The following is a 22493-nucleotide window of genomic DNA, read 5'->3' on the forward strand; positions in this document are numbered from 1 at the left end:
CTGACGGTCGAGCCATATTACGAAGAAATAAATCAGCAATAATTCATGGGTGAATGTCGGACAAATCCGGAAAAAAAACGGCGTCAAGCCCGATGTGCGACCGGCCTGGCGAAGCGGAAACGGGTCCGCATCACGGCGCATCGGCGAATCGCGTGCATGCGGACGTTCCGCGCCACGCGGGCCGTACGCGTCATGCCGCGCCGGTCGCCCACTTCAGCAGTTGCGCGACCTCGCGGAAATGCTGCTGCTGGATCGTGCCCTTTTCCGGTGTGCTCTCGTACAGCGCCTGCGCAAGGCCGGCGTTCGCGAGGGTCGGACGCAGCGCGTCGCGCGCGAGCCGCACGATCCGCTCGGCCGCCTCGCCCTCGCCGCGCGCGAGCACCCACGGCAGCGTGCCAGCGCCGCCGTAATAGAGCGCGACCGCGACGCTCGACGAATAAACCACCACCGATGCGAAACCGATCCGGTCGGGCAGCGACGAGAACTGTGCTTCGCGCGCGAGCTGCCGGCGCTTCGCCTCGATGTGCGGATCGCCTTCGTCCTCCTTGTATTCGCGCCGCACTTCCTCGATCGACATCTTCATCTTCTGGCTGAACTCGCGGCGCTGGTGAACGATGTCGATCAGCGCCATCACGATATAGATCAGCGCGGCCCAGCCGAACAGCAGCATCAGCAGCTTCACGATCAGCGCGAGAATCGACATCGGCCGCGTGAAACCGGACTGCACCGACGGGTCGAGCGATTCGACGATCAGCCAGCCGAGCGTCGCGACCAGCAGCACGGTCTTCAGCAGCATCTTCGCGAGGTTCACGAGGTTGCGCATCGACCACATGTTCTTCAGCCCCTCGGCCGGATTGAGCCGCGACAGCTGCGGCACGAGTCGGCTCCACGCCATCACGCCGCCCACCTGCACGAAACCCGCGAGCAGTCCGGCCAGCAGCCCGGCCGCGACGATCTGCGCGGACAGCAGCGCCCAGTCGCGCGCGGCGCCGTCGATCAGCGCCGCGAGCCGAGCGGACGGATCGGCCGCGCCGGCCGCATCGAACACGAGCCGGAACAGCGCCTGCAGCCGCGCGAACAGCGTGCCGAGCCCGACCGCGAGCGCGACGCACACGCCGACGAAGAACGCCGACGAGATCGTCTCCGCGCTCTTCGGCACGTCGCCTTTCCGGCGCGCCTCGCGCAGGCGCTTCGCGGTCGGCTGCTGATTCTTCTCGGACATGGGCGCTGCGGCTCCGGCCCGCCGTCACGCGCCGCCGTGCGCGGCGAACAGCGCGCGCAACAACGCCATCAGCCCGCTGTCGGGGCTCAGCAGCGCATGCAGCGACGCGTAGACCACCGGCAGGAACAGCACCATCATCAGCACCGCGAGCGCGCTCTTCACCGGCTGCGCGAACACGAAGATGTTCAGCTGCGGCACCGCGCGTCCGACGAGACCGATGCCGAGCTCGACGAGCACCAGCACGATGATGACGGGCGCGACGAGCTTCACCATCCATTCGAAGATCGTGTCGGTCTGCCGCACGACGAAGGTCTCCAGCATCGACGAAAAATCGGGGCCGAGCGAGCCGATCGGCCACCACGCATACGACTGCGCGAACAGCTGCACCAGCACCTGCAGGCCGCCCGCGGTGACGAACAGCGCGATCGCGACGAAATTGAGGAACCCTGACGTCGGGCCACCCTCGTGCCCGCCCATCGGATCGAAGAACGCGGCGCTGCCGCTGCCGGTCTGGAAATCGATCAGGTAGCCAACGCCCTGGATCGCGAACAGCACCGCGCTGAATGCCCCTGCGAGCAGCATGCCGACCACCGCCTCCTTCGCGACGAGCAGGCACCACATCAGGAACGGCAGCGCGGCGACCTGCGCCGGGTCGATCACCGGTGCGACGAACGCGGCGATCACCACCGCGATTCCATTGCGCACGAGGCCCGTGACGATCTGCTCGTTGAACACAGGCACGACGAACATGATCGGCAGCAGGCGCGGCATCACGTAAAGCAACGGCCGCAGCGTGCCGGCGATGTCGTTGAAGTTCGCTGCGTGGTCTAGCATCGGCGGTCCGCCGCGGCGTGTGCCGGAGCATCGGCGCAAGCGGTCGAGTCGCGCGTGTCGATCGCGCCGGCCGCTTCCGTCATGTCGGCATCCGCCGGCCGCGACACCATCTCCGCATCGAACGCGGCGGCCATCTCCGGCTGCCCCGACGCCTGCTCCCGCGCGTCGCCCGCCCACACGCCGGCTGTCGCGAAACGCCGCACCGCATGCGCATCCGCGACTTCGTCAGCGTCGCGCTCGACCCGCGCGGCACGCGCCTGCAATGCCTTCTCGCCTGCCTTGTCGAGCTTGTCCTCGGCGGCCTTCGCCTTGCGCGCGGCGCGCTGCAGGTCCGCGAGCGTCGCCTCGTGATCGCGATGCACGTGCGCGGCTTCGCTGACGGACGCGTTCGCGACGCCGATGTGGCGATCGAACGTGCGCGTGTCGGCCGCGGCGTTCTGCAGCGCACGCGCCTCGCGCACGTCGTCTGCGAGACGCGTCTGGATCGCGGCCTTCGCGGCGACCTGCTGCGCGAGCTGCGCATGCGCCGCATCGAGCGCGCGCCGGCTCTGCGCGGCGATGCCCTGCTGGCGCGCGGCCGCGACCCGCGCGATCTGGCTGCGCATCTCGCGCACGCGCTTCAGGCGCGCGAGCGTCGCGAGCACGAGACGGTCGTCGGCTTCAGACATGGTCGTTCGCGAGTTTCGTCAGCTTCGCGAGCAGCGCGTCGAAACGCACGTCCTCGTGCGACGCCTGCGCGCAGAACGCGCCGATCGCATCGCGCGCCCGCAGCGCGAGATCGCCGAGCCGGTCGCTGCCTTCGCGGTACTCGCCGATCTGCACGAGCAGCTCGATCTCCTGGTACTTCGCGATCAACTCGCGCACGCGCGCGGCCGACTGCAGATGCGCGCGGCTCGCGACGAGCGGCATCACGCGCGACAGGCTCGCGAGCACGTCGATCGCCGGATAGCGGTTCGCGAGCGCGATCTTGCGCGACAGCACGATGTGGCCGTCGAGAATCGATCGCACTTCCTCGGCGATCGGATCGGATTCCTCATCGCCTTCGACGAGCACCGTGTACAGCGCGGTGATCGAGCCGGTCGCGCCCTGCCCCGCGCGTTCGAGCAGGCGCGGCAGCACGGCGAACGTCGACGGCGGGAAGCTGCGCCGCGTCGGCGGCTCGCCGCTCGCGAGGCCGACCTCGCGCTGCGCGCGCGCGAAACGCGTCAGCGAATCGACCAGCAGCAGCACACGCTTGCCCGCATCGCGGAAATGCTCGGCGATCGCGGTCGCAACCAGCGCGGATTTCACGCGCTCCATCGCGGGACGATCGGACGTCGACACGACGACGATCGAGCGCGCGCGCACCTCGGGCGACAGGCTGTGCTCGATGAACTCGCGCACTTCGCGGCCGCGTTCGCCGACCAGCGCGATCACGTTCACGTCGGCCTGCGCACCGCGCGCGATCATTCCGAGCAGTGTGCTCTTGCCAACGCCGGACGGTGCGAAGATGCCGACGCGCTGGCCGATGCCGAGCGTCATCAGCCCGTCGATCACGCGCACGCCGGTCGGGAACGGCGTGTCGATCATCTTGCGCGCGAGCGGATTCGGCGGGTCCTGCTGCGTCGACACCCACGCGGCGCCCGTCACGGGGCCGCGATCGTCGAGCGGCCGGCCGAGCCCGTCGAGCACGCGGCCGAACAGCGCTTCGCCGACCGGAAACACGTGCTCGCGCCCGGACGGCACGACGGTCGTCTCCGGCGACAGCCCGGCCACGTCGCCGAGCGGCGTAAGCAGCGTGGTCTGCCGCGAGAAGCCGACCACTTCGGCGAGCAGCGTCGGCTGGTTCGGCGTGCGCAGCTCGCAGATCTCCCCGAGCCGCGCACGAATGCCCGTCGCGTTGAGGATCTGCCCGACCGCGTGATTGACGCGGCCCTGCACCGACACCGGCGAGAAGAACGCGAGCCCGGCATCGAGATCGCCGACGAGGCGCCCGCGATCGAACGGCGCGGCATCGTCGTCGTCGGCGCCGCCGGTCGACTGCGGATCGTCGAGCGGCGCGTTCATCGCGTGGTGCCCTTCAGCGCGTCGCGGCGGATCGCCTGGCGCAGCGCGTCGATCTGCAAGTCGAGGCTCGCGTCGATGCGCCCGGACGGTGTCTCGACCGTGCACGCGTGACGTTCGAGTTGCGCATCCGCGACGATGCGGATCCGTTGCCGGTTCGACTGTCCGGCGAACGCGCGATCGAGCGCATCGCGCATCTCGTCCTCGCGGCCCGGCGCGACCCGCACGATCAGGAACGCCTCGTCGCGCACGAGCGGCGCGATCCGCGCGAGCGCGGCCTCGTACAGCTTCTGCGTGCCCATCTCGCCGACGATAGCGCGCACGGCCTTCACCACGATCTCGGCCATCGAATCCTTCATCGACTCCATCGTGCGCGCGGCGGCCAGCGCCTGCGTATACGCCTGCGCCGCATGCTCGCGCTGCGCACGGCGCATTCCTTCGTCGTAGCCCGCCGCCTGGCGCTTGTCGAATTCGCGCTGCGCATCGGCGACGATGCGCGCGGCCTCGTCGCGCGCGGTCGCGATCACCGCGGAGGCGTCGAGCAGCGCCGCGTATTCGCGCTCCTTGAGCACCTTGCGCTCCGACAGCAACTGCAGGTTGTCGCTCGTGATCAGAAAAGCCAGTCCCATGACGCAAGCCTCTCGGGAATCAGAAACAGGAACAGCAATTCGCCGAACTGGTCGCGCTGCGCGCGGTTCAGCCAGTACGGCGCCTCGTCGTCGATCGCGCGGTTGAATTTCAGGCGCGCGCGCCGCGCGACCGCGTCGCCAGCCACGCCGACGAAATCCGCGAGCAGCCGAGCGCCGCGCGCACGGATCACCCCCGGCAGCGCGGCCGGATCGGCACGCCACGGCTCGAGCGTGTCCGCGAGCGCGCCGAATTCCGGTGCGCGCTCGAGCGCGAGCTCCAGCGCGTCGCCGCCGAGCTTCGCGGCGATCTCCGCGCGAATGCGGCGCACGGTCAGCGCGTCGCGCAACCAGCCGCGATGCAGCAGCAATCCCGCATACGACGCAAGCTGCTCGAGCGCCGCGCCGGGCAGCAGCGCGAGCCGCGCACATGGATTCGCGACGTCGAAGTCGTGTTGCTCGGCCACGCCGTTCAGGTCGAGCAGATGGCGCGCAAGCAGCTTGCGGCCGGCGGGGCCGAACGCATCGAACGAGCGGTAGCGCGCCGGCCACTCGGCCGGCACGCGCGTCACGTGCAGATAGCGGTCGGGCCGCAGATTGAATTCGCAGACGAGCGCGTGAAACGCCGCGCGCCGCGCGAGGGGCGGCGGCGCGAGCGGTTGCAGCCACGGCAGCGACGCGGCATCGGGCGTGGCGCCCGGCGGCAGCGCGGCGTGCTCGCTCATGCGCCGTCGCGCGCGCCGTCCGGCGTGCGCAGGCCGCCGCCCGACGACGCAGATGCACCGCCGGCCGCGTTCGCGCCGCGCGGCGTGCCGACCAGCGCGGCGAGACGCGCGCCGAACATCCCGCGCCGCGCAGCCGACAGCGCGATCACCGCGCAGGTCAGCAGGATCAGCGCGAACACCAGCCAGCCGAGCGGCGAGCGCAGCCGCAGGATGTCCGACACCGCGCTGCCGATGCCGTCCACGCGCGTCGTGCGCGCGGCGGCGGGCTGCAGGAACAGCGACACGTTGTCGTACTGCAGCCCCTCGATGCTGTGCGCGACGAGATCCTTGACCATCGGCGCCATCGCGCGCAGGTCCACGCCCGGCCGATAGCGGATGTACACGGCCGCCGACGACGGCTTGATCTTGTCCGCGAGCGGATCGTTCTCCGGAATCACGACCTGCACGCGCGCGACCACCACGCCCTCGATGTCCTGCAGCGTGCGCGACAGGTCCTGCGATACGCCGTACAGGTAGCGCACGCGCTCCTCGGCCGGCGTCGACACGAGCCCCTGCTTCTGGAACAGCTCGCCGAGGCTCGCATAGCTCGGCTTCGGCAGCCCGTTCGCCTGCAGCACGGTGAGCGCCGACTGCATGTCGCCGTCCGCGACGCTCACCTGCCATGCGTTGCGATCCGACGTGTCGCGCGCGTCGTTGTCCTTCGACGCGCTGATGCCCGCATCGCCGAGCACGGCGACCATCTGGTTCGCGTCGCGCTCCGACAGGCCGGAGTACAGCTCCTTCTGGCAGCCGGCCAGCAGCGCGAGCAGTCCCGCGAGCAGCGCACGCGCCGCCCGGCTGCGCCACGCATGCATGCGCGGCGTCGAATCGATCGTCGTCATCGTTTGTCCGCTTCAGGGCGCGCGGCGGCTTCAGGCACACGCACCGGCCTTCGTCACTCCTGCGTCTTCAGCACCGTGTGCGTGAAGCCGTTCGCCGCCTGCGCGACCGACAGGCTCAACTGGTATTCGGAAATCGTCGTGGTCGCAGTCCACTGGAAATCCATCGCCTTCACCATCGTCATCAACGGATCGCTGCGGTTGTCCGCCATCGACGTCAGCATCTCGGTGCGATGCTTGTCGATGTTCGCGTACCGCGTGTCGAGATCGTTGCCGTACGTGCGCAACCGCTCGACCAGCGACGAATGGTTCGCCTGCGCGGGTGTCGCGGGCGTCATCTGCACCGCCGGCGTTGCATCCGCCGGCGCGCGCGACATCGCGACGGCCGACGCCGAAGGCGACGCCGTGGCCGCACCCGGCTGCATCAATGCATCGAACTGGCGCACCTGCGCCGGATCTGACGTCGCGCCCGCCTGCTGCACGGCGCCCGCGAGCGCGGCCGCGCCCGGCGGTGCAGCACCTACGCCTGTTACCGACATGATCGTGTCCTCCTTGACCGGCAGTGCCGGAAACGAGCCGGCCGGCACGCACGCGCGCCCAGCCGGGCGCCCGTCATGGGCGGCCCCGGCATGCGGCGTCGCGCGGCGCGGCCGGCGACCGGCGTCATGCGCGGCCGGCGGAACTCAGGTGTTGCGCAACCTGGGCGTTCGCCGTCCCTTCCTGCGCGGTCACTGCGTTGCTGGTTTCGAACGTCGCGGTCGACTGCTGGACCTGGAAGTTGATCTTCGTCAGCTCGAGCTGCGTCTTGGTCAGGTCGTCCGCCTGCTGCTGGACCTGGTTCGTGTTGTTGGCACCAGTCGGGGGGGTACTCATGTTTCGCTCCTTTTACGTAAACGTCGATGAACTTCGTCCCGCTTCCGGCGGCGGCCCCATGCCCCACCGGCGACGTGACGCGCCGCTTGCGCGGCGTGTCGCGTGCTGCGCGCACCGCGCGACGCGCGATGCGCAAACCCTGTCGCGGCGCTAGTGCGCCGCCTCCTTCGATGCACCGGCGGCCGCGACGGCCGGCGTCGCCGGCGCGTCCGGCAGCAGCGTCGGGCCCGGCACCGGCTGCGCGACACCGGCCGCCGCGCCGCTCGCGAGCGGCGGCACGGGCGGCGCGGGCACCCGCTCGGGCGCGCTCGCGGATGGGCCGCCGAGCGGCATCGTGATGCGCTGGCCGTTGCGCTCGAACACGACTTCGTCCGGTCCGATCGACACGACGGTCGGCCCCTCCTTCAGCCGCGCGCCTTCGAAATAGCGACTGCCGTCGGCCGTCTCGATGTAACGCTGGTCGCCGTCGCCGGCGAACACCGTCGTGATCTCCGGAATTCCCGCGACGCCGCCAAGCGTCGTCGCGGTACGCGGCGCGGCGGCATCGGCGTCGCGCACGTGGTCGACCACCTCCAGCGCCGGGCGCGCATCCTTCATGTAGTTGCGAATGCGCGGCTCGATCTGCGCGCGCTCGGCCGCGCCCGTCAATTCGATCCGCCCGCGGCCCAGATAGGTGACCGTCAGTGCCGTGTCGCTGAAATACGTCTGCGCGGTCGCGACGAGATCGCTGACCACGTAGATGTTGCCGAGCGCCGCGTTGTCGACGCCCGCGACGATCTGCGCGACGCGTTCCCGCGCGGCCGGGTCGCTCACGTAACCCGACACGATCACGCCGTCGTCGCGCGGCGCGACGGCGAGCTCCGGATACGCGTGCAGCAGCTGTTGCAGCCGGTGCGTGCGCGCAAGCACCGACTCGTGCTGCCATGGCAGGCGCCCCGACCACGCGACGAAACCGTAACCGAGCGCGCCGAGCAGCACGCCGATCCACAACGCGACGACCGCGATCACGAGCCGGCGGCTGCCGAGACGCCGCAGGCCGCCGGTGAGCCAGCCGAGCCACGCGGCTTCGCGCGCGGCGTCCGGCGCGTCGGCCTCGTCGGGCACCGCGACGCTCGCCTGCGCGTGACGCGCGATGCCGAGCTTGATCGAGCCGACCGTCACGACGTCCTGCGGCGTCATCGAGCGGCGGCCCGCGCCGAGCGGCTCGTCGTTGAACAGCACGGGCGCGCCGCCGTCGCCGCCGTGGTTCTGCACCGTCACCGCGAGCGCGCCGACCTGCAGGCACACCTGTTTCGCGCCGATCTCGCGATCGGGCAGGATCACTTCGCAGTCGGCCGCGGTGCCGACCCAGTTCGCGCCGCGCGCGAGCGACATCGTGCGGCCGTACATCGGTCCGCTGAGGAAGCACAGGTTCCACGGCGACGCGAGCGCGGCCGCTCCGGCCGCGGCTGCACCGGGCAAAGCGCCGTCGCCGTGCGGGTCAATGATGGTCGTCGACATGAGTGGACGCTCCTGCGGTCGTCGCCACGGGCTGCTCGGCCGAATTCTTCGGCGGCGGCAGCGCGGGCGGGCCGAACTTCGTGCCGGGCAGCGGCGCGGGCGTGAGCGGCACCGCGATGTCGTTGTCCGGCGGGCGATACATCGACGTGCCGTCCGAACCGGCCGGCCCGTCCACGCCCGGATTCACCGGCGAGCCGTCCGGCGCGTACATCGACGCGGTCGTCACCACGCGCGGCGTCAGCAGGTAGAACCGCTCCATGTGGTTGCCCGACTTGTCGGTGTACTTGAACAGGTTGCCGATCAGCGGGATGTCCGACAGCCACGGCACGCCGCTCTTGTTCAGCCGCACCTCGTCGTCGTTGAAACCCGCGATCAGCAGGCTCTTGCCTTCATCGATCATCGTCTTCGTGACGATGTTGCGCTGCTGGATCACCGGCACGTTCGACACGGCCTGCCCCGGCACGATGTTGCCGTCCTGGATGTCGATCGACATCATCACGCTCTGCGGATTGCCGGACACGGCGGCCGCGTTGCGGATCGCCTCGTCGACGATCATCGGCGTCACCTTGATGCTGGTGCCGGTCGTCACGCTGTACAGCGACGAATCCTGGTAGCCCTGCACCTGCACGTAGAACTGCGTAAGGTTCTCGAGAATGGCCTCGGTGTTGTCGAGCGCCAGCACCTTCGGCTTCGAGCGCAGCTGCGCCTGCCCCTTCTGCGCGAGCGCGTTCACGCGCGTGAGCAGGTAGTTGCGCAACGAGCCGCCGATCGACGCGGTCAACGCGATGCCGGTCGGCATGAAGGTGCCGGTCTGCCCGGTTTCCGACGTGCCGATGCCGAACGTAAGCGGCGGATTGCCGGCGCCGTTGAACTGCGTGTTGCCGTTCAGCGGATTCTGGCCGTTGCCGATCTGCACGTCGCCGTGCGTCGTGTGCAGACGCCAGTCGATCCCGAGGCTGTCGAGCGAATCCTCGTTGATGTCGATGATCGTCACGTTGATCTCGACGATGCGCGGCCGCTCATCGAGCTGATTGATCAGCGACTGGTAGCGGTACATGTTCTCCGGCAGGTCGCGCACGATCACCGCGTTGATCGCCGGATCGGCGACGATCTGCGGCAGCGTGTCGCCACCGCCGCCATTCGAGAACGGCGAGAAGCCGCCCGCGCTGCTGTCCGCGCCGCCATAGCCGCCTTGGCGCGGGCCGCCGGAAATGTCCGGGAAGTCGAGCCGCGGCACCGCGATCGTCAACCCCGATCCGAGCTTCACCTGACGCGCCGCCTGCCCGAGCGGCGTGCTCGACGGCAGTTCGTTCGTACCGCCGCCCTTGCCGAACAGCCGGCGCAGGATCGTCGCGACGCCCGGCACCGTCACTTCCTTGCCCGAGCGGTTGATCGTGAAGTCGGACGCCCAGCCGTACCTCAACCGGAACGCGCGGATGTCCGCATGCGCGCCATTCGCCGACGGATCGCCCACCGAGCCGACCGCCTGCCGCACGAGCTCGACGTAGCGGCGCGGGCCGGCCACGTACACGCTGTTCGCGCGATCGTTGATCACGAGCGTGTAGCGCTTGTCGGGAATCTGCATCGCCTGCAGCGCGCGGCCGATCTCGCCGGCCGCGTTCGGCGGGATCGGGATCATCTGCGTCTGCGACTGGTCGGCCGGGTCGACGTACAGGAACGAGCCGTCGTAGTACCACGTGAGCCCGTAGGTCGAGCAGATCGTGTCGAGCGTCTGCTGCGGCGTGCCCGAGAAACGGCCGCTGATCACGCCGTCGACCTTCGGGTCGACCACGGCCGTCACGCCCTGTGACGATGCGAGCTCGCGAATGAAGTCGCCGATCTTCTTGCCGTTCGCGACGATCGTGAACGGCTTGTTGCGCCAGCGCAGGTCCGCCGCGCGAGCCGGGTGCGCGACCGTCATGCACAGCGATGCCGCGAGCAGCGCGGTCGCACACATGGCGAGCGCGGCCCGTTGCAGGCGGCGCGGTTGAAACCGGATCGGGGCGACGCGTCGACGCATCAAAGCACTCCTGTGGAAGAAACGAACATGCGTTCCAGCGCCTGCTGCGCGAAGCGCAGCACCTCGCTGCCGAGCCAGCCCGACAGCAGCACGAGCGCGACCATCACGGCGATCAGCCGCACCGCGATGCCGATGTTGGCGTCCTGCACCTGCGTGACGGCCTGCAGGATCGCGACGACGAGGCCGGTGACGGTGGCGATCAGCACGATCGGCAGCGACAGCAACAGCACCAGCATCAGCGCCTGCCGCGTCAGGTCGAGGATCGTCGAGCTCGTCATTGCGCAGCTCCCGGCGTGCGCACGCCTGCGCCCGCGCCAAGCGTGCCGTCGTCGGGCGGGTTCTTCACCCAGCCGACCGTATGCAGCTGCACGTCCTCCTCGACCTCCTGGTACGACAGCACCGCGAGCTCGGGCAGCACCGGCTGCAGAATCGTCTTCACGTAGCGACGCGCGCCGAGCGCGACCATCACGGCGAGCCGCGCGGCGCCTTGCGGGTTGCCGTGGCCGCCTGCGCCGGCCGCCTGCGCCGCCGTCGCCGCCTGCACGATCGCGCGCACCTGCTCGCCGATGTCCTGCTTGATCGCGCTCGACAGCGCGAGGAAATTGCCCTGCTTCGTGCGCATCACCGCATTCTCGATCCGCTCCTGCAGGTTCTGCTCGAACAGCACGACGCGCAGCTGCCGTGTGGCGCCCGCATGACGATCGGTGATCATCCGGCGCAGGTCGACGCGCACCAGCTCGACCAGCGCGATCACGTCGTCCGGTTCGTTCGGCGCCCATGTGATCAGGCTTTCGAAAATCACGCGCAGATTGCGGATCGGCACCTGTTCGGCAAGCAACCGGCGCAGCACCTCGGTCACGCGCTGCAGCGGCACGAGCCGCGTCAGTTCGCCGACGAGTTCGGGATGCTCGCGGCGCACCAGATGCACGAGCGCCTGCGTTTCCTGGATGCCGAGCAGTTCGTCCGCATGCTGGCGCACGATTTGTTCGACGTGCGCGGCGAGCGCGCCTTCGCTCGTGAGCCACTTGCCGTCCGGCGCCGCACCGTCGGGCTTGATCCATAGCGCGGTCGCGAACGGACCGAACGCCTCGGCCGGCTGGCGCTCCGCGCGCTCCGGCAGCGGCGCGACGCCGTCCCACAGCAGCCAGCCCGGCTTCAGCGCACCCTGCGCGGCGAGCACGTCCTGCAGGTAGATCCGGTACGTGCCGGCTGGCGCCCCCTCGTCGTCGTTCAGCGTGATGCGCGGAAACACCGTGCCGATGTCCGCGTCGACGCGCGCCTTCGCGCTCGACAACGCAGCCTGCAACTGCGCGAGGTTCAGCGTCGTGCGCAGGTCGTCCGACAGCGACACCGCGATCAGCGACGTGACGCCCGCCGCATGCGACACCTTTGCGGGCTGGCCATCGTCCGTCGCGCCGATGCGGCCCGCGATATGAATCAGGTTGAAGCTCGGCGCGGTCGTCTTGCGCTTCAGCTGCGTGAATGCGAACGCGCCGAGGCCGAACGCGATCAGCGCGAACGACCACTTCGGAAAACCCGGCACGACAAGGAAGCCGGCCAGCACCAGCGCCGCGATCAGCAGCGCGCGCGGATGTGCGCCGAGCTGCTCGCCGAGTTGTTCGCCGAGCTGGCGCTGCCGCGTGTCGCGCGTCGCGACGCGCGTCGTCACGATGCCGGCCGCGATCGACACCAGCAGCGACGGAATCTGCGACGCCATCCCGTCGCCGACCGTCAGGATCGCGTAACGTTGCAGCGCCTCGCCGATATCCATGCCGTGCATCAGCGTGCCGACCGCGATACCCGCGACGATGTTGATGAACGCGATCACGAGGCCCGCGATCGCGTCGCCCTTCACGAACTTCATCGCGCCGTCCATCGCGCCGTGCATCTGCGATTCCTGTTCGAGCTTCTCGCGGCGCTCGCGCGCTTCGTCGGCGCTGATGATGCCTGCGCGCAGGTCCGCGTCGATGCTCATCTGCTTGCCCGGCATCGCGTCGAGCGAGAAGCGTGCGCCGACTTCGGCAACCCGCTCGGAGCCTTTCGCGATCACGATGAACTGCACGACCGCGATCACGAGGAACACCACCCCGCCCACCACGACGTTGTTGCCGACCACGAGCCGGCCGAACGCATCGATCACGTGGCCCGCGTTCGCGTGCAACAGGATCAGCTTGCACGACGCGATGTTCAGCGCGAGGCGGAACAGTGTCGTGAACAGCAGCAGCGCGGGAAACGACGAGAAGCTGACCGCCGACGGCACGTAGGTCGACACCGTCAGCAGCACGACGCTCGCGGCGAGGTTCAGCGAGATCATCCCGTCGAGCGCGGCTTGCGGCAGCGGCAGGATGAACAGCGCAACCACCGACACGATGAACGCGGCGAGAAACAGGTCGGCGCGCGGCGATGCCCCGAGACGTCGCCCGGACACGCTGCGGCCGGCGGAGAAGATCCGCTGCCAGTCGCGAGGGAGCGCCTTCGGTTCTGCCATCGTGCCGTCGTCCTGTCGTTGTCGCCGGCGGGCACGGGCCGTCATGCCCCGTGTCGCGCGGACCGTTGAATGGGACGAGTGTAGCGACGCGAAACCGCGCAAAAACGGATGCGCCTCGTAGCGGCGTGGCGGTTTTCCGGCGACGACCGGATCCGACTACGAAACCCGGCGGCGCCTGCTCGCGCGCATCGGCGGAACCGCTTCCATCGCGTGGCGGCGCCGCGCGCGAACAGGGTCAGGACTCCAGACGGCGTGCGGCGAGATACGCGAGCTGCGCGCGATTCTGGACGTTGAAGAGTTTTTCGAGCGAACGGATATGGTGGCCGACCTTGTGCAGCGACGTGCGCAACGCGCTCGCGATCTCCTGGTCGGACAGCCCGTGCACGAGGCGCTCGAGCACCTGCTGCTGCTCGTCGCCGAGCGCGAAGCCGCGCATGCGCGCGATGCGCGCCTCGAGGAACGGCAGCGCGACGCGATGCACGGCGAGGCTCACGGACAGCGCGCCGCCGATCACGCGATCGTCGATCCATTCGGTACCGTGGGCTTCCGACGTGACGTTCACCGCGACGCGCAGGTCGAGCCGCGGTGCCGACAGGCTGAAGATCACGCCGCTGTTCATGGCATGCGCACGCAGATGGCCGGCCAGCGCGAGCACCTTGCGCTCGCCGCTGCCCTGCGCGGCCGACTCGATCTCGTCGAGCCGCCACGCGACCGGGAAGCCGCTTTGCCGCACCTGCGCGAAACGCGGGTCGCTCTCATAGAGCATGCCTTCGATATACGGCTGCATGAACGTCGCGGGCGCGAGGTCGCGCAGCAGATGCGCGCACAGGATGCGCCGCCCGATCATTTCATACGCGCCGTAACCGAGCGTGCTGAAACCGATTTGCCGCAATCGGGCATGGCATTGGGAGAAATCGACAGAAGCGAGGTCGGATTTACCGGATGCGACTTGAATGCCGGTAAAAACGTCGCGCTCGATTGCATGAATTTCTTTCGAATAAGCGGCAGCGGCCGCAATATCGGCTTGCGAGAACCACTCGACGCGTGGCGCGTCGTCAGCGTATGTCATGAGGAGCCCACCCTTTCCCAATATGTGAACCTGCCCCGTCACGATCTGGTCTTTTCTTTATGTTTTTCTGGTCGTCTCTATACCGGTGCGAATATGAACCTTTCGCCCGAATTAGTATTACGGCATATTACGCGCACACAGGCATTTTTGTACAATGCCCCCGCGTTTCGTCTGGATGACGATCGGCGCACATCATAAAGATGCTCGATCGCATCGTCGCGAGTGCCGTGCACGACACGGCGGCCGCCACGCGATGCGCGTCGATTCCGAGGGATGGCACATGTCCGATATTGCAATGCAAGAAGAAGCGGTCGCCTCAACTATGTCCCGTCCGTCGCGGCGGACGGCCGCCTGCGCCGACGCGTCGAGCGCGCGCCCGGTGCAGGTCGTGTGGTGTGACGACGTCAAGCGCGGCGACATCGCGCAGCCGCACGCGCCGAAGCTCGGCGTCGCCGATACGCTCGCGCACGCGCAGAGCACCGCGGAACGCAACCGGATCGTCACAAGCCTGCTGCATCTGACGGGCTTCTCGACGTTCGCATACTTCGCGCTCGAATTCTCGCGGGAGCGCGTCGAAAGTCTCTACCTGCACGAGGCGTTCACGCCGACCACCTATCGCGGCGACTACGTGCGGCACAACCATCACGACATCGATCCGCGCACGCTCGGCGCGCGCGTATGCAACATGCCGATCGTATGGGACCTGCAGCAGTTGCGCCGCGAGCATCGCGAACGCGACGACGGCCCGTGCGTGACGCCGGCGGCGCTCGATGGCTTCCTGCAGACGATGCAGGACGACGGCATGTGCAGCGGCATCATGTATTCGATGGCCGTGCCCGGCACGCGGCTGCATGCGTTCATGAGCTTCACCGCGCCGCGCCGCACGCGCGAGTGGATCACGCCATCGACGATCGAGCAGGCGCTGTCGATCGGGCTGTCGGTTCACAAGTTCGCGTCGCCGCAACTGATCGCGACGTCGCGCGAACGCGCGGTAAACGGCCTCACGCCGTTCGAACAGGAACTGTTGCTGGGCATCGCGGAAGGCGCGTCGGACAAGGAGATCGGCCGGCGCCTCGACACCAGCGCGCACAACGTCGACTACCACCTGCGCAAGCTGCGCAAGCGCTTCGGCGTCGCGAACCGGATCCAGCTCACGTACCTGACGTCGAAGCTCGAACTGATCTGACGCGCGCGACGAACCCGCGTAAACGCACATGCCGGCCTCGCGGGCCGGCATGTGCTCAAATCTGGCGATGACGCCGTGCGGCGTTACTTCAGCAGCGTCATCTGCACGACCTTGACGATCACGAGACCGACCGCGATCACCAGATAGCCGCGCAGCACGGCCATCCAGACGCGGGTCGCGACCGTCATGCTCTGCGGCTCGAGAGAATCGAGCGGCGGCATGCGCCATGTTTCGCGCAGCGCGCGATCGACTCCCGGTTCGACGACGCGCTTGTTGCGGCGAATCAACACCGTCGCGAGATAGCCGGCAATCGCGAGCACGGTGCCGCCGACCAGCACGTCGACGATCGCTTCACCGCTGATGTCCGGGTACATCACCGATGCGGTCAGGATGATCGACAGCAGCACGAGCACCCAGATCACCGCGCCCGTGAACACGTTGAGCTTCGTCGAGTTGACCCACGGGCCGAGCACCTGGCGATCGTTGCAAAGCACGAGCAGGAACACGGTCGCGCTCGGCAGCAGCACGCCGGCAAGCGTCTGCACCGCTTCGGTCAGCAGGCCGAGCGGGCTGCCCGGAATCAGCACGAGCGCGGCAGCGGCCGCGACGATGCCGAAGTAGACGAGATAGAAGCCCTTCGCATCGGACACGCCGCGATGCAGCGAATGGCGGATCTTGAACACGTCGCCGATCGCGTACGCGGTCGACAGCGACACCGCCGCCGCGCCGATGATGCACGCGTCGAGCAGCGCGACCGCGAACAGCGTCGCGCTGGTACGGCCCGCATATTTCTCGAGGCCCGCGATCACGCCGCCCGCGTCGGTGAAGCCGCCCGCTTCCGGATGACCGCCGAACAGCGCGGCGCTGAAGCCGATCATCGCGACCGCGCCGATCAGCACGAACGCGATGCCGATCCACAGGTCGACCTTCTCGTACTTCATGAAGCGCGGCGTGATGCGCTTGTCGATCACGTAGCTCTGCTGGAAGAACAGCTGCCATGGCGCGACCGTGGTGCCAACGATGCCGATCACGAGCAGCATCACGTCGGACAGCTTCGCGTGCGCGGGCCAGTTCGGCACGAAGAAGTCGCGCGACATCTGCGCCACCGGCGGGTGGATCGACACGAGCACCGGCACGAGCAACAGGCTCAACACGCACAGCACGATCGCGAACCGCTCGAAGCGCCTGAAGTCGCCGGTACTCACCGCCGCCATCGTCAATGCGGCCGCCACGCAAACGCCCGCGACCTTCGGGAGCCCGAAGAAAGCCAGCACGAACGTGATGCCGATGAACTCGGTGACGATCGTCAGCGCATTGAGCAGGAACAGGTCGATCACGCTGAATGCGCCCCAGAACTTGCCGAAGCGCTCGAAGATCAGGCGCGCATGGCCGACGCCGGTGACCGCGCCGAGGCGCAGCACCATTTCCTGGTTCACGTACAGCACCGGCACGAGCAGCAGCAGCGTCCACAGCAGCGTCGTGCCGTAGTTCTGGCCGGCCTGCGTATAGGTGCCGAATGCGCCGGCGTCGTTGTCGCCGACCATCACGATCAGGCCGGGGCCGATGATCGCGAGCAGCGTGCGCAGGCGCGCCCACCACGTGCGGCGCGCGGCGGTGTCGTGATGCGCGATGGTGCCGAGCGCGCCGCGGATATCGCCCAGGTGGGCTTCGTCGAGCACGGCGCTGCGTTCGACGGCGATCGGTGGAGAGACGTTCGATGGCGTGGACATGATGAATTCCGTACGGCTGGTTTTTTTATCCGGCAAGCGTGTGGCCTTGGAATACGCGCGCAGAACGGGGCCGCGCGCGCATGCCGAGACGCGCTCGGCGCTTCTTCAGCAGATCAACGACTTCAGCTGGTTCAGCAAACGGGAGAACACCCGCGGACGGGCGTCGAGCGTCAGCATCGCGTCGTAATGCGGACGCGATTCCGCGAGTTGCGGGAGGTTCGACAGCAGAAGGCCGAAGTTCATGGTCTGGCTCCTGGCGGCAACGGCATGCGTGCCGGCCGCGTGATGGGCGCGGGGCCAGTCCGGGGCCTGAACGACGTGTCAGGCTAGTCGGCCGGCATGTCCCTGCGACCCGGGTTCAAAAGGGTCTGTTGGTGCAACGGGCATAAGGGACAACTGTCACTGTCGTTCACGGCGGCTCCTGTACGGTGTTCCGGAGAACACGGTTGACCGCCGTCTGGCGCGGACCTCGTTCGGGTGCATGCGAAACGCATGCGCGAACGCGGCCGCGCGCCGGGCGGCGGCGAAACCGGATGGCGCACGCGAAAACACATCACGCTAACCGGCGCGAATCAGGGTGCACGTAGGGAGTTGCTGCGGAATACTGCTGCGCGCACCGTTTGCCTGAATGACAAACGGCGGCTTCGATGAGGCGCGGACGTCGGTCGCTCAGGCGGAAATTTCGTTCGAAGATCGACTACTGCAGGCGTCCAAGGCGGCGGCCCCAAGAGTGAAGATGCCGGATTCTATGGACCGGCCGAAACGGAAGTCAACCCTCTGGCACGCCGTCCGGGGAAAATTTTTTCCAGCCCCTGCGCGCTGAAAGATTCGCGCCCGGAATGACGCGCCGCAACCTTTCAACGCGTCACGGGGCGCGCGACGCCGATGCGCGCGAGCAACAGTCGCCACGCGACGCCGGCGGGCGGTCGTGCCGGGCAGCGGCCGGCGCGCGGCGTGGCGCCGCAGTCGATGCGATAGGCGCAACGCCGCTGCTTTTTTGCTTGCACCGCAACAAAGCTCGCGACTACAATCCGCCCCAATTCATTGAGGGAGTCCCTTCGTGGACACATGCTCCAGTTGCAGTTCGATGCCGGTCCAGGCCGGCCAAGCCATCGCGAGATAGCAGCCAGACGCATGTCATTCGCCGCTCGCTCGCATTCGTCGGGTTAGCGCGCCTCCCCCGATGCCGGCATAGCCGGCTCGTCCGTCGCACGCTCCGTTACGTTCCAACCGCCGATCGCAGGCCGCGCCATGCACCCGCGTTCGATCACGTCGTCCGGCATGCGCCGGACCGGACGGAGGATCGTCATGTTCTTTCAATCGTTCGCTGCCAGACTCAAGCGACTCGTACACGTCGCGTCCGACCGCTCGCCGGCTTCGGCCCTTTCGCCGCTCGCCCACGCGGTCGGCGGCTGGCGAGGCTGCGCACTCGCACACCTGCCGGCGGCACCGCGCGCGCTCGACTGCGTGCTGATCGGTGCGATGGCGGCCGCCGTCGCGCTCGTCGCACTGCTCTGCACCGCCGGATCGCGCCTCGGCTTCGCGCACGTGTGGCGGATCGGCGGCTGGCTGCCATGACCGGCGGTGCCGAACGCGCGCATGCCTGCGCGCCCCCGCCCGCACCTGCCCCATCGCTTCAAGTTCCCATTTCTTCAGTCAAGCTAATCAATCAAACAACGGAGCCCGCATGAAGAATCGCTTCGAATCCGCACTGCGCACACAACGCCTCGATGCGCTCGCCGCGCTGCTGCTGTCGCTCGCCACCGCGCCCGCGTTCGCGCAATCGGCATCGCCGGCCACCGGCGCCGCCGTGGCCGAACCGGCGGCCGACGTCAGCGACGCCCCCCCCGCACAGGCGGCCGATGCTGCCACGCCCGCGCCCACCGGTTTCTGGGAGCGCTCGAACCTGCTCGGCAACATGGGCGGCCTGCGCGACGTGCTCGGCGATCACGGCGTCACGCTGAACCTGCAGGAAACCAGCGAGTACCTGTACAACACGGCGGGCGGCACGCAGCACGGCGGCGCCTATCAGGGCCTCACGCAATTCGGCTTCAACGTCGATACGGAGAAAGCGATCGGGCTGCCGGGCGGCACGTTCAACGTGTCGGCGCTGCAGATCCACGGCACCAACCTCACGCAGCGCAATTTGCAGACGCTGCAGACCGCGACCGGCATCGAGGCGAATTCGACCACGCGGCTGTGGGAACTCTGGTACCAGCAGGCGTTCCTCGCCGGCAAGGCCGACGTGAGGATCGGCCAGCAAAGCGTCGACCAGGAGTTCATGGTGAGCCAGTACGCGGCGACGTTCATGAACGCGACGTTCGGCTGGCCCGTGCTGCCGTCCACCGACCTGCCGTCCGGCGGCCCCGCGTATCCGCTGTCGTCGCTCGGCGTGCGGCTGCGCGTGAAGCCGGCCGACGCGTGGACCGCGATGGTGGGCGTGTTCGACGGCAACCCGGCCGGCCGCAGCGACGGCGACGCACAGGTGCTGAACGCGCACGGCACCAACTTCAACCTGCGCAGCGGCGCGTTCGTGATCGGCGAACTCCAGTACGCGCTGAACGCGCCGCCGGCCGACCCGAAGGCGCCGCAACCGGCCGGCCTGCCGGGCACGTACAAGCTCGGCTTCTGGTATCAGTCGCAGCACACGAACGATCCGCGCTTCGGCACCGACGGGCTGTCGCTCGCGAATCCGGCCAGCAATGGAATCCCCGCCACGCATCGCGGCAACTACGGTTTCTATGCGGTCGCGGATCAGATGGTGTGGCGGCCGTCGGCGGACAGCCCGCGTTCGGTCGGCGTGTTCGCGCGCGTGATGGGCGCGCCGGGCGATCGCAACGTCGTCGATTTCGCGGCGAATGCGGGCGTGACGCTCAAGGCGCCGTTCAAGGGCCGCGACGACGATACGGCCGGCATCGCGATCGGTTACGCGAAGATCGGTTCGCATGCACGTGCGCTCGACGGCGACACCGGCACGTATACGACGCCCGGCTATCCGGTGCGCCGCGCGGAAACGGTGATCGAGGCGACCTACCAGTATCAGGTCGCACCGTGGTGGCAGCTGCAGGCCGACCTGCAGCACTTCTTCCGGCCGGGCGGCGGCATCCCGAATCCGAACGCGGCCGGCGCGCGCATCGGAGACGAAACGGTGATCGGCGTGCGCACGACGATCACGTTCTGACAGCAGCGCATGCGACACGGGCCGGATCGCCGCGCGAGCGGCAGTCCAGCCCGTGTCCGCCATGTCCGTTCACGTGCCTGCGCTCGACGCACGCGGCTCGTCACTCGCCATACAGCCCGAGCAGTTTCAGCGTGACGCCGTTGGTCCAGCCGAAGCCGTCCTGCAGCGGATATTCGCCGCCACCGCCGCCGCCCTCGCCGGCGCCCTCGACCACGTACTTCTCGACGAGCTTGCCTTCGGTTGCATACACATGCTTCACGTCGGCCAGGAAGCGCGTGCCGATGTCCTTTGCGAGCGCCGGTTCGCCATAGCGGCGCAGCCCGTCGATCGCGATCCACTGCAGCGGCGCCCAGCCGTTCGGCGCGTCCCATTGCTGGCCGGTGTTCTCGGTCGTCGTCGCAAGGCCGCCCGGTTGCAACAGCGTCTTGCGCACCTCGCGCGCGGTCGCCTTCGCGCGTTCGGGCCATGCGACGCCTGCGAACAGCGGATACAGCGCAGCCGCCGTCACGCCGTCGCGCGGCTTGCGCAACTGCCAGTCGTAGTCGCCGTAATAACCGCGGCGATTCCACAGATAGTGATTGATCGCCGCCGCGCGGCGCGCCGCCCGTCCGGAAAAATCCGCCACGCACGCGATGTCGCGCGTGACCGCGCAGCCCTTCACGATCGTCGTCTCGAGATGGAACATCAGGCTGTTCAGGTCGACCGGCACGATCGACGTCGTGCGGATCGTCGCGAGCGTCTTGCCGTCGCCGAACCAGCGCGAGCTATAGTCCCAACCGCTTTCGGCGCCCGCGCGAAGGTCGCGATACACCTCGTTCGCGGGGCGATTCGGTACGGCCTTCGCGGTCGTCACGTCCTCGAGATACGACTCGTCGCGCGGCGTGTCGCTCGCGTCCCAGTAGCGGTTCAGCACCGCGCCGTCCGGCATCGCGACCACGTTGCGCGCGGCTTGGCCGCGCGGCGTCGTGGCTTCGCCCTGCATCCAGTACGCATGTTCCTTGCGCAGCGCCGGCAAGTATTTCTGATAGACCTTGTCGCCTTCCGCCTGCGCGGCGAGCGTGACCATGTATGCGAAGAACGGCGGCTGCGAGCGGCTCGCGTAGTACGTGCGGTTGCCGTTCGGGATATGGCCGACCGTGTCGATCAGATACGCGAAGTTGTCGAGCATGTCGTCGACGAGATCCTCGCGCCCCGACACTTGCAGCCCGAGCATCGTGAAATAGGTATCCCAGTAGTAGCCTTCGCGGAAGCGGCCGCCCGGCACCACGTACGGCTTCGGCATCGCGATCAGCGAGCTGTACGGCGGCACCGTCGTGGTGGTGCGCGTGAGCTGCGGCCACAGCCAGTCGATGTGCTGGCGCAGCGTCTGGTTCGCGGGCGGCGTGACCCCGCCCTCCGGCGGCGGCGTGAAGTACTGGTCGACGAACGCCTTCAGCGAGAAACCCGGCTGCGACTTCTGTTGCTGATACAACTGTACGATCGTCGCAGGATCGGTATTGGGCGTCGCGTCGACGAAGGTCTTCTGATCGGGATAGATTTGAGCCGTCTGCACCGCGACGAACAGGTCGCCGTAGAGCTGGCTCGGCGGCGGCAGCAGCGTGCCGGAAGCCGGGTTCGCGAGCGTGGCGGCGGCGGGCGCGGCGGGCTGGCTGGCCACCTGCATCGAAGTTTGATTCGCGCTGTCGGCCTGCGCCGCACAACCGGCGACGGCGAGGTAAGCGACGGCGAGAATGGCGGCCCAGCGCAGACGCGGCGCGGGAACGGACGGATGCGAGGCAGGATGCGATGCGGTCGATGCGGCGCGGCGTGACGTCATGACGTGTCCCCTCCTTTCGATGACGAATGGTTCGGCAGGGGTCTCGTTCGCGCGTGCGCTCGTCTCGATGGCCGTCGATCGATGCGCGTCGTTGTCTTTCGCAGATGAGTTGCGACTGTCGCACGAAACGCGCATCGCACGCAAGTTTCGCGGCCGCCCTGCGGGCGTGCGTCATGTGTCATGTCATGAACCGCGCTCGCCACCCCGGTCGTCTCTTCTTTCATGCGCGGCAACAGGTACGACTGTTGCAACATGCGGAACAACCGTTGTCTCGCGTGACGCAACGACCACATTGTGGGCAT

Annotated in this window: 20 protein-coding genes; 3 read left to right on the top strand and 17 right to left on the bottom strand. The window is 68.3% G+C overall.

The features are described from left to right. Positions 1-190: 190 nt before the first annotated feature. The 14 genes from WI26_RS23400 to WI26_RS23465 all read right to left on the bottom strand — a co-directional run bounded on the left by WI26_RS23400 (position 191) and on the right by WI26_RS23465 (position 14278). The gene (locus WI26_RS23400; protein ID WP_059539017.1) at positions 191-1222 is read right to left on the bottom strand and encodes an EscU/YscU/HrcU family type III secretion system export apparatus switch protein; all 1032 of its coding nucleotides are present in this window, start codon (positions 1220-1222) and stop codon (positions 191-193) included. Between the two features lie 24 nt (positions 1223-1246). Continuing rightward, the gene (sctT, locus tag WI26_RS23405; RefSeq protein WP_059509148.1) at positions 1247-2056 is read right to left on the bottom strand and encodes a type III secretion system export apparatus subunit SctT; all 810 of its coding nucleotides are present in this window, start codon (positions 2054-2056) and stop codon (positions 1247-1249) included. Continuing rightward, positions 2050-2724 carry a hypothetical protein gene (locus WI26_RS23410; RefSeq protein WP_059468370.1) on the bottom strand — a complete coding sequence of 225 codons (675 nt, stop codon included), beginning with the start codon at positions 2722-2724 and terminating at the stop codon, positions 2050-2052. Before WI26_RS23410 ends, sctT begins: the two co-directional genes overlap by 7 nt. Then, positions 2717-4102 carry a type III secretion system ATPase SctN gene (sctN, locus tag WI26_RS23415; protein WP_069227350.1) on the bottom strand — a complete coding sequence of 462 codons (1386 nt, stop codon included), beginning with the start codon at positions 4100-4102 and terminating at the stop codon, positions 2717-2719. Before sctN ends, WI26_RS23410 begins: the two co-directional genes overlap by 8 nt. Beyond that, positions 4099-4728 (bottom strand): type III secretion system stator protein SctL, encoded by a 630-nt coding sequence (sctL, locus tag WI26_RS23420; RefSeq protein WP_059468368.1) that lies wholly within the window; start codon positions 4726-4728, stop codon positions 4099-4101. The genes sctN and sctL overlap by 4 nt, the downstream gene beginning before the upstream one ends. Next, positions 4710-5450 (bottom strand): SctK family type III secretion system sorting platform protein, encoded by a 741-nt coding sequence (locus WI26_RS23425; RefSeq protein ID WP_069227351.1) that lies wholly within the window; start codon positions 5448-5450, stop codon positions 4710-4712. Before WI26_RS23425 ends, sctL begins: the two co-directional genes overlap by 19 nt. Beyond that, positions 5447-6331: a type III secretion system inner membrane ring lipoprotein SctJ gene (gene sctJ / locus WI26_RS23430; protein WP_059468366.1), complete on the bottom strand. Its 885-nt coding sequence runs from the start codon at positions 6329-6331 to the stop codon at positions 5447-5449. The genes WI26_RS23425 and sctJ overlap by 4 nt, the downstream gene beginning before the upstream one ends. Before the next feature lie 53 nt (positions 6332-6384). Beyond that, on the bottom strand, positions 6385-6867 hold the full coding sequence (locus tag WI26_RS23435; protein ID WP_059468455.1) for a hypothetical protein: 483 nt from the start codon (positions 6865-6867) through the stop codon (positions 6385-6387). A gap of 124 nt (positions 6868-6991) precedes the next feature. Then, on the bottom strand, positions 6992-7201 hold the full coding sequence (locus WI26_RS23440; protein WP_059468365.1) for a hypothetical protein: 210 nt from the start codon (positions 7199-7201) through the stop codon (positions 6992-6994). Between the two features lie 150 nt (positions 7202-7351). After that, positions 7352-8701, bottom strand: coding sequence for a type III secretion system inner membrane ring subunit SctD (sctD, locus tag WI26_RS23445; protein ID WP_069227352.1), 1350 nt, complete (start codon positions 8699-8701; stop codon positions 7352-7354). Continuing rightward, entirely contained in the window at positions 8682-10721 is a 2040-nt protein-coding gene (sctC, locus tag WI26_RS23450; protein ID WP_059539013.1) for a type III secretion system outer membrane ring subunit SctC, read from the bottom strand. Before sctC ends, sctD begins: the two co-directional genes overlap by 20 nt. Further along, on the bottom strand, positions 10721-10999 hold the full coding sequence (sctS, locus tag WI26_RS23455) for a type III secretion system export apparatus subunit SctS (protein WP_006751731.1): 279 nt from the start codon (positions 10997-10999) through the stop codon (positions 10721-10723). The genes sctC and sctS overlap by 1 nt, the downstream gene beginning before the upstream one ends. Next, complete coding sequence (gene sctV, locus WI26_RS23460; protein WP_059539083.1) at positions 10996-13209, bottom strand: type III secretion system export apparatus subunit SctV; 2214 nt, start codon at positions 13207-13209, stop codon at positions 10996-10998. The genes sctS and sctV overlap by 4 nt, the downstream gene beginning before the upstream one ends. Before the next feature lie 235 nt (positions 13210-13444). Beyond that, positions 13445-14278: a helix-turn-helix transcriptional regulator gene (locus tag WI26_RS23465; protein ID WP_069227353.1), complete on the bottom strand. Its 834-nt coding sequence runs from the start codon at positions 14276-14278 to the stop codon at positions 13445-13447. Positions 14279-14558: 280 nt separating this feature from the next. Between WI26_RS23465 and WI26_RS23470 the strand changes: the two genes are divergently transcribed. Further along, positions 14559-15464: a helix-turn-helix transcriptional regulator gene (locus WI26_RS23470; protein WP_069227354.1), complete on the top strand. Its 906-nt coding sequence runs from the start codon at positions 14559-14561 to the stop codon at positions 15462-15464. 83 nt (positions 15465-15547) lie between these two features. Here WI26_RS23470 and WI26_RS23475 read toward each other — a convergent pair whose 3' ends face one another. Both WI26_RS23475 and WI26_RS32780 read right to left on the bottom strand, forming a co-directional pair. Continuing rightward, on the bottom strand, positions 15548-17194 hold the full coding sequence (locus WI26_RS23475) for an NRAMP family divalent metal transporter (protein WP_069227355.1): 1647 nt from the start codon (positions 17192-17194) through the stop codon (positions 15548-15550). Between the two features lie 105 nt (positions 17195-17299). Further along, positions 17300-17437, bottom strand: a complete 138-nt coding sequence (locus WI26_RS32780; protein WP_167359259.1) for a hypothetical protein — start codon at positions 17435-17437, stop codon at positions 17300-17302. Between the two features lie 1065 nt (positions 17438-18502). Between WI26_RS32780 and WI26_RS23480 the strand changes: the two genes are divergently transcribed. Beyond that, on the top strand, positions 18503-18772 hold the full coding sequence (locus tag WI26_RS23480) for a hypothetical protein (RefSeq protein ID WP_069227846.1): 270 nt from the start codon (positions 18503-18505) through the stop codon (positions 18770-18772). 109 nt (positions 18773-18881) lie between these two features. After that, positions 18882-20375, top strand: a complete 1494-nt coding sequence (locus WI26_RS23485; protein WP_069227356.1) for a carbohydrate porin — start codon at positions 18882-18884, stop codon at positions 20373-20375. Positions 20376-20475: 100 nt separating this feature from the next. On the opposite strand, the gene treA is transcribed toward WI26_RS23485, so the two are convergent. Then, positions 20476-22191, bottom strand: coding sequence for an alpha,alpha-trehalase TreA (treA, locus tag WI26_RS23490; RefSeq protein WP_069227357.1), 1716 nt, complete (start codon positions 22189-22191; stop codon positions 20476-20478). Positions 22192-22493 lie beyond the last annotated feature (302 nt).

It is taken from the genome of Burkholderia diffusa (assembly GCF_001718315.1).
Taxonomy (GTDB): Bacteria; Pseudomonadota; Gammaproteobacteria; order Burkholderiales; family Burkholderiaceae; genus Burkholderia; species Burkholderia diffusa_B.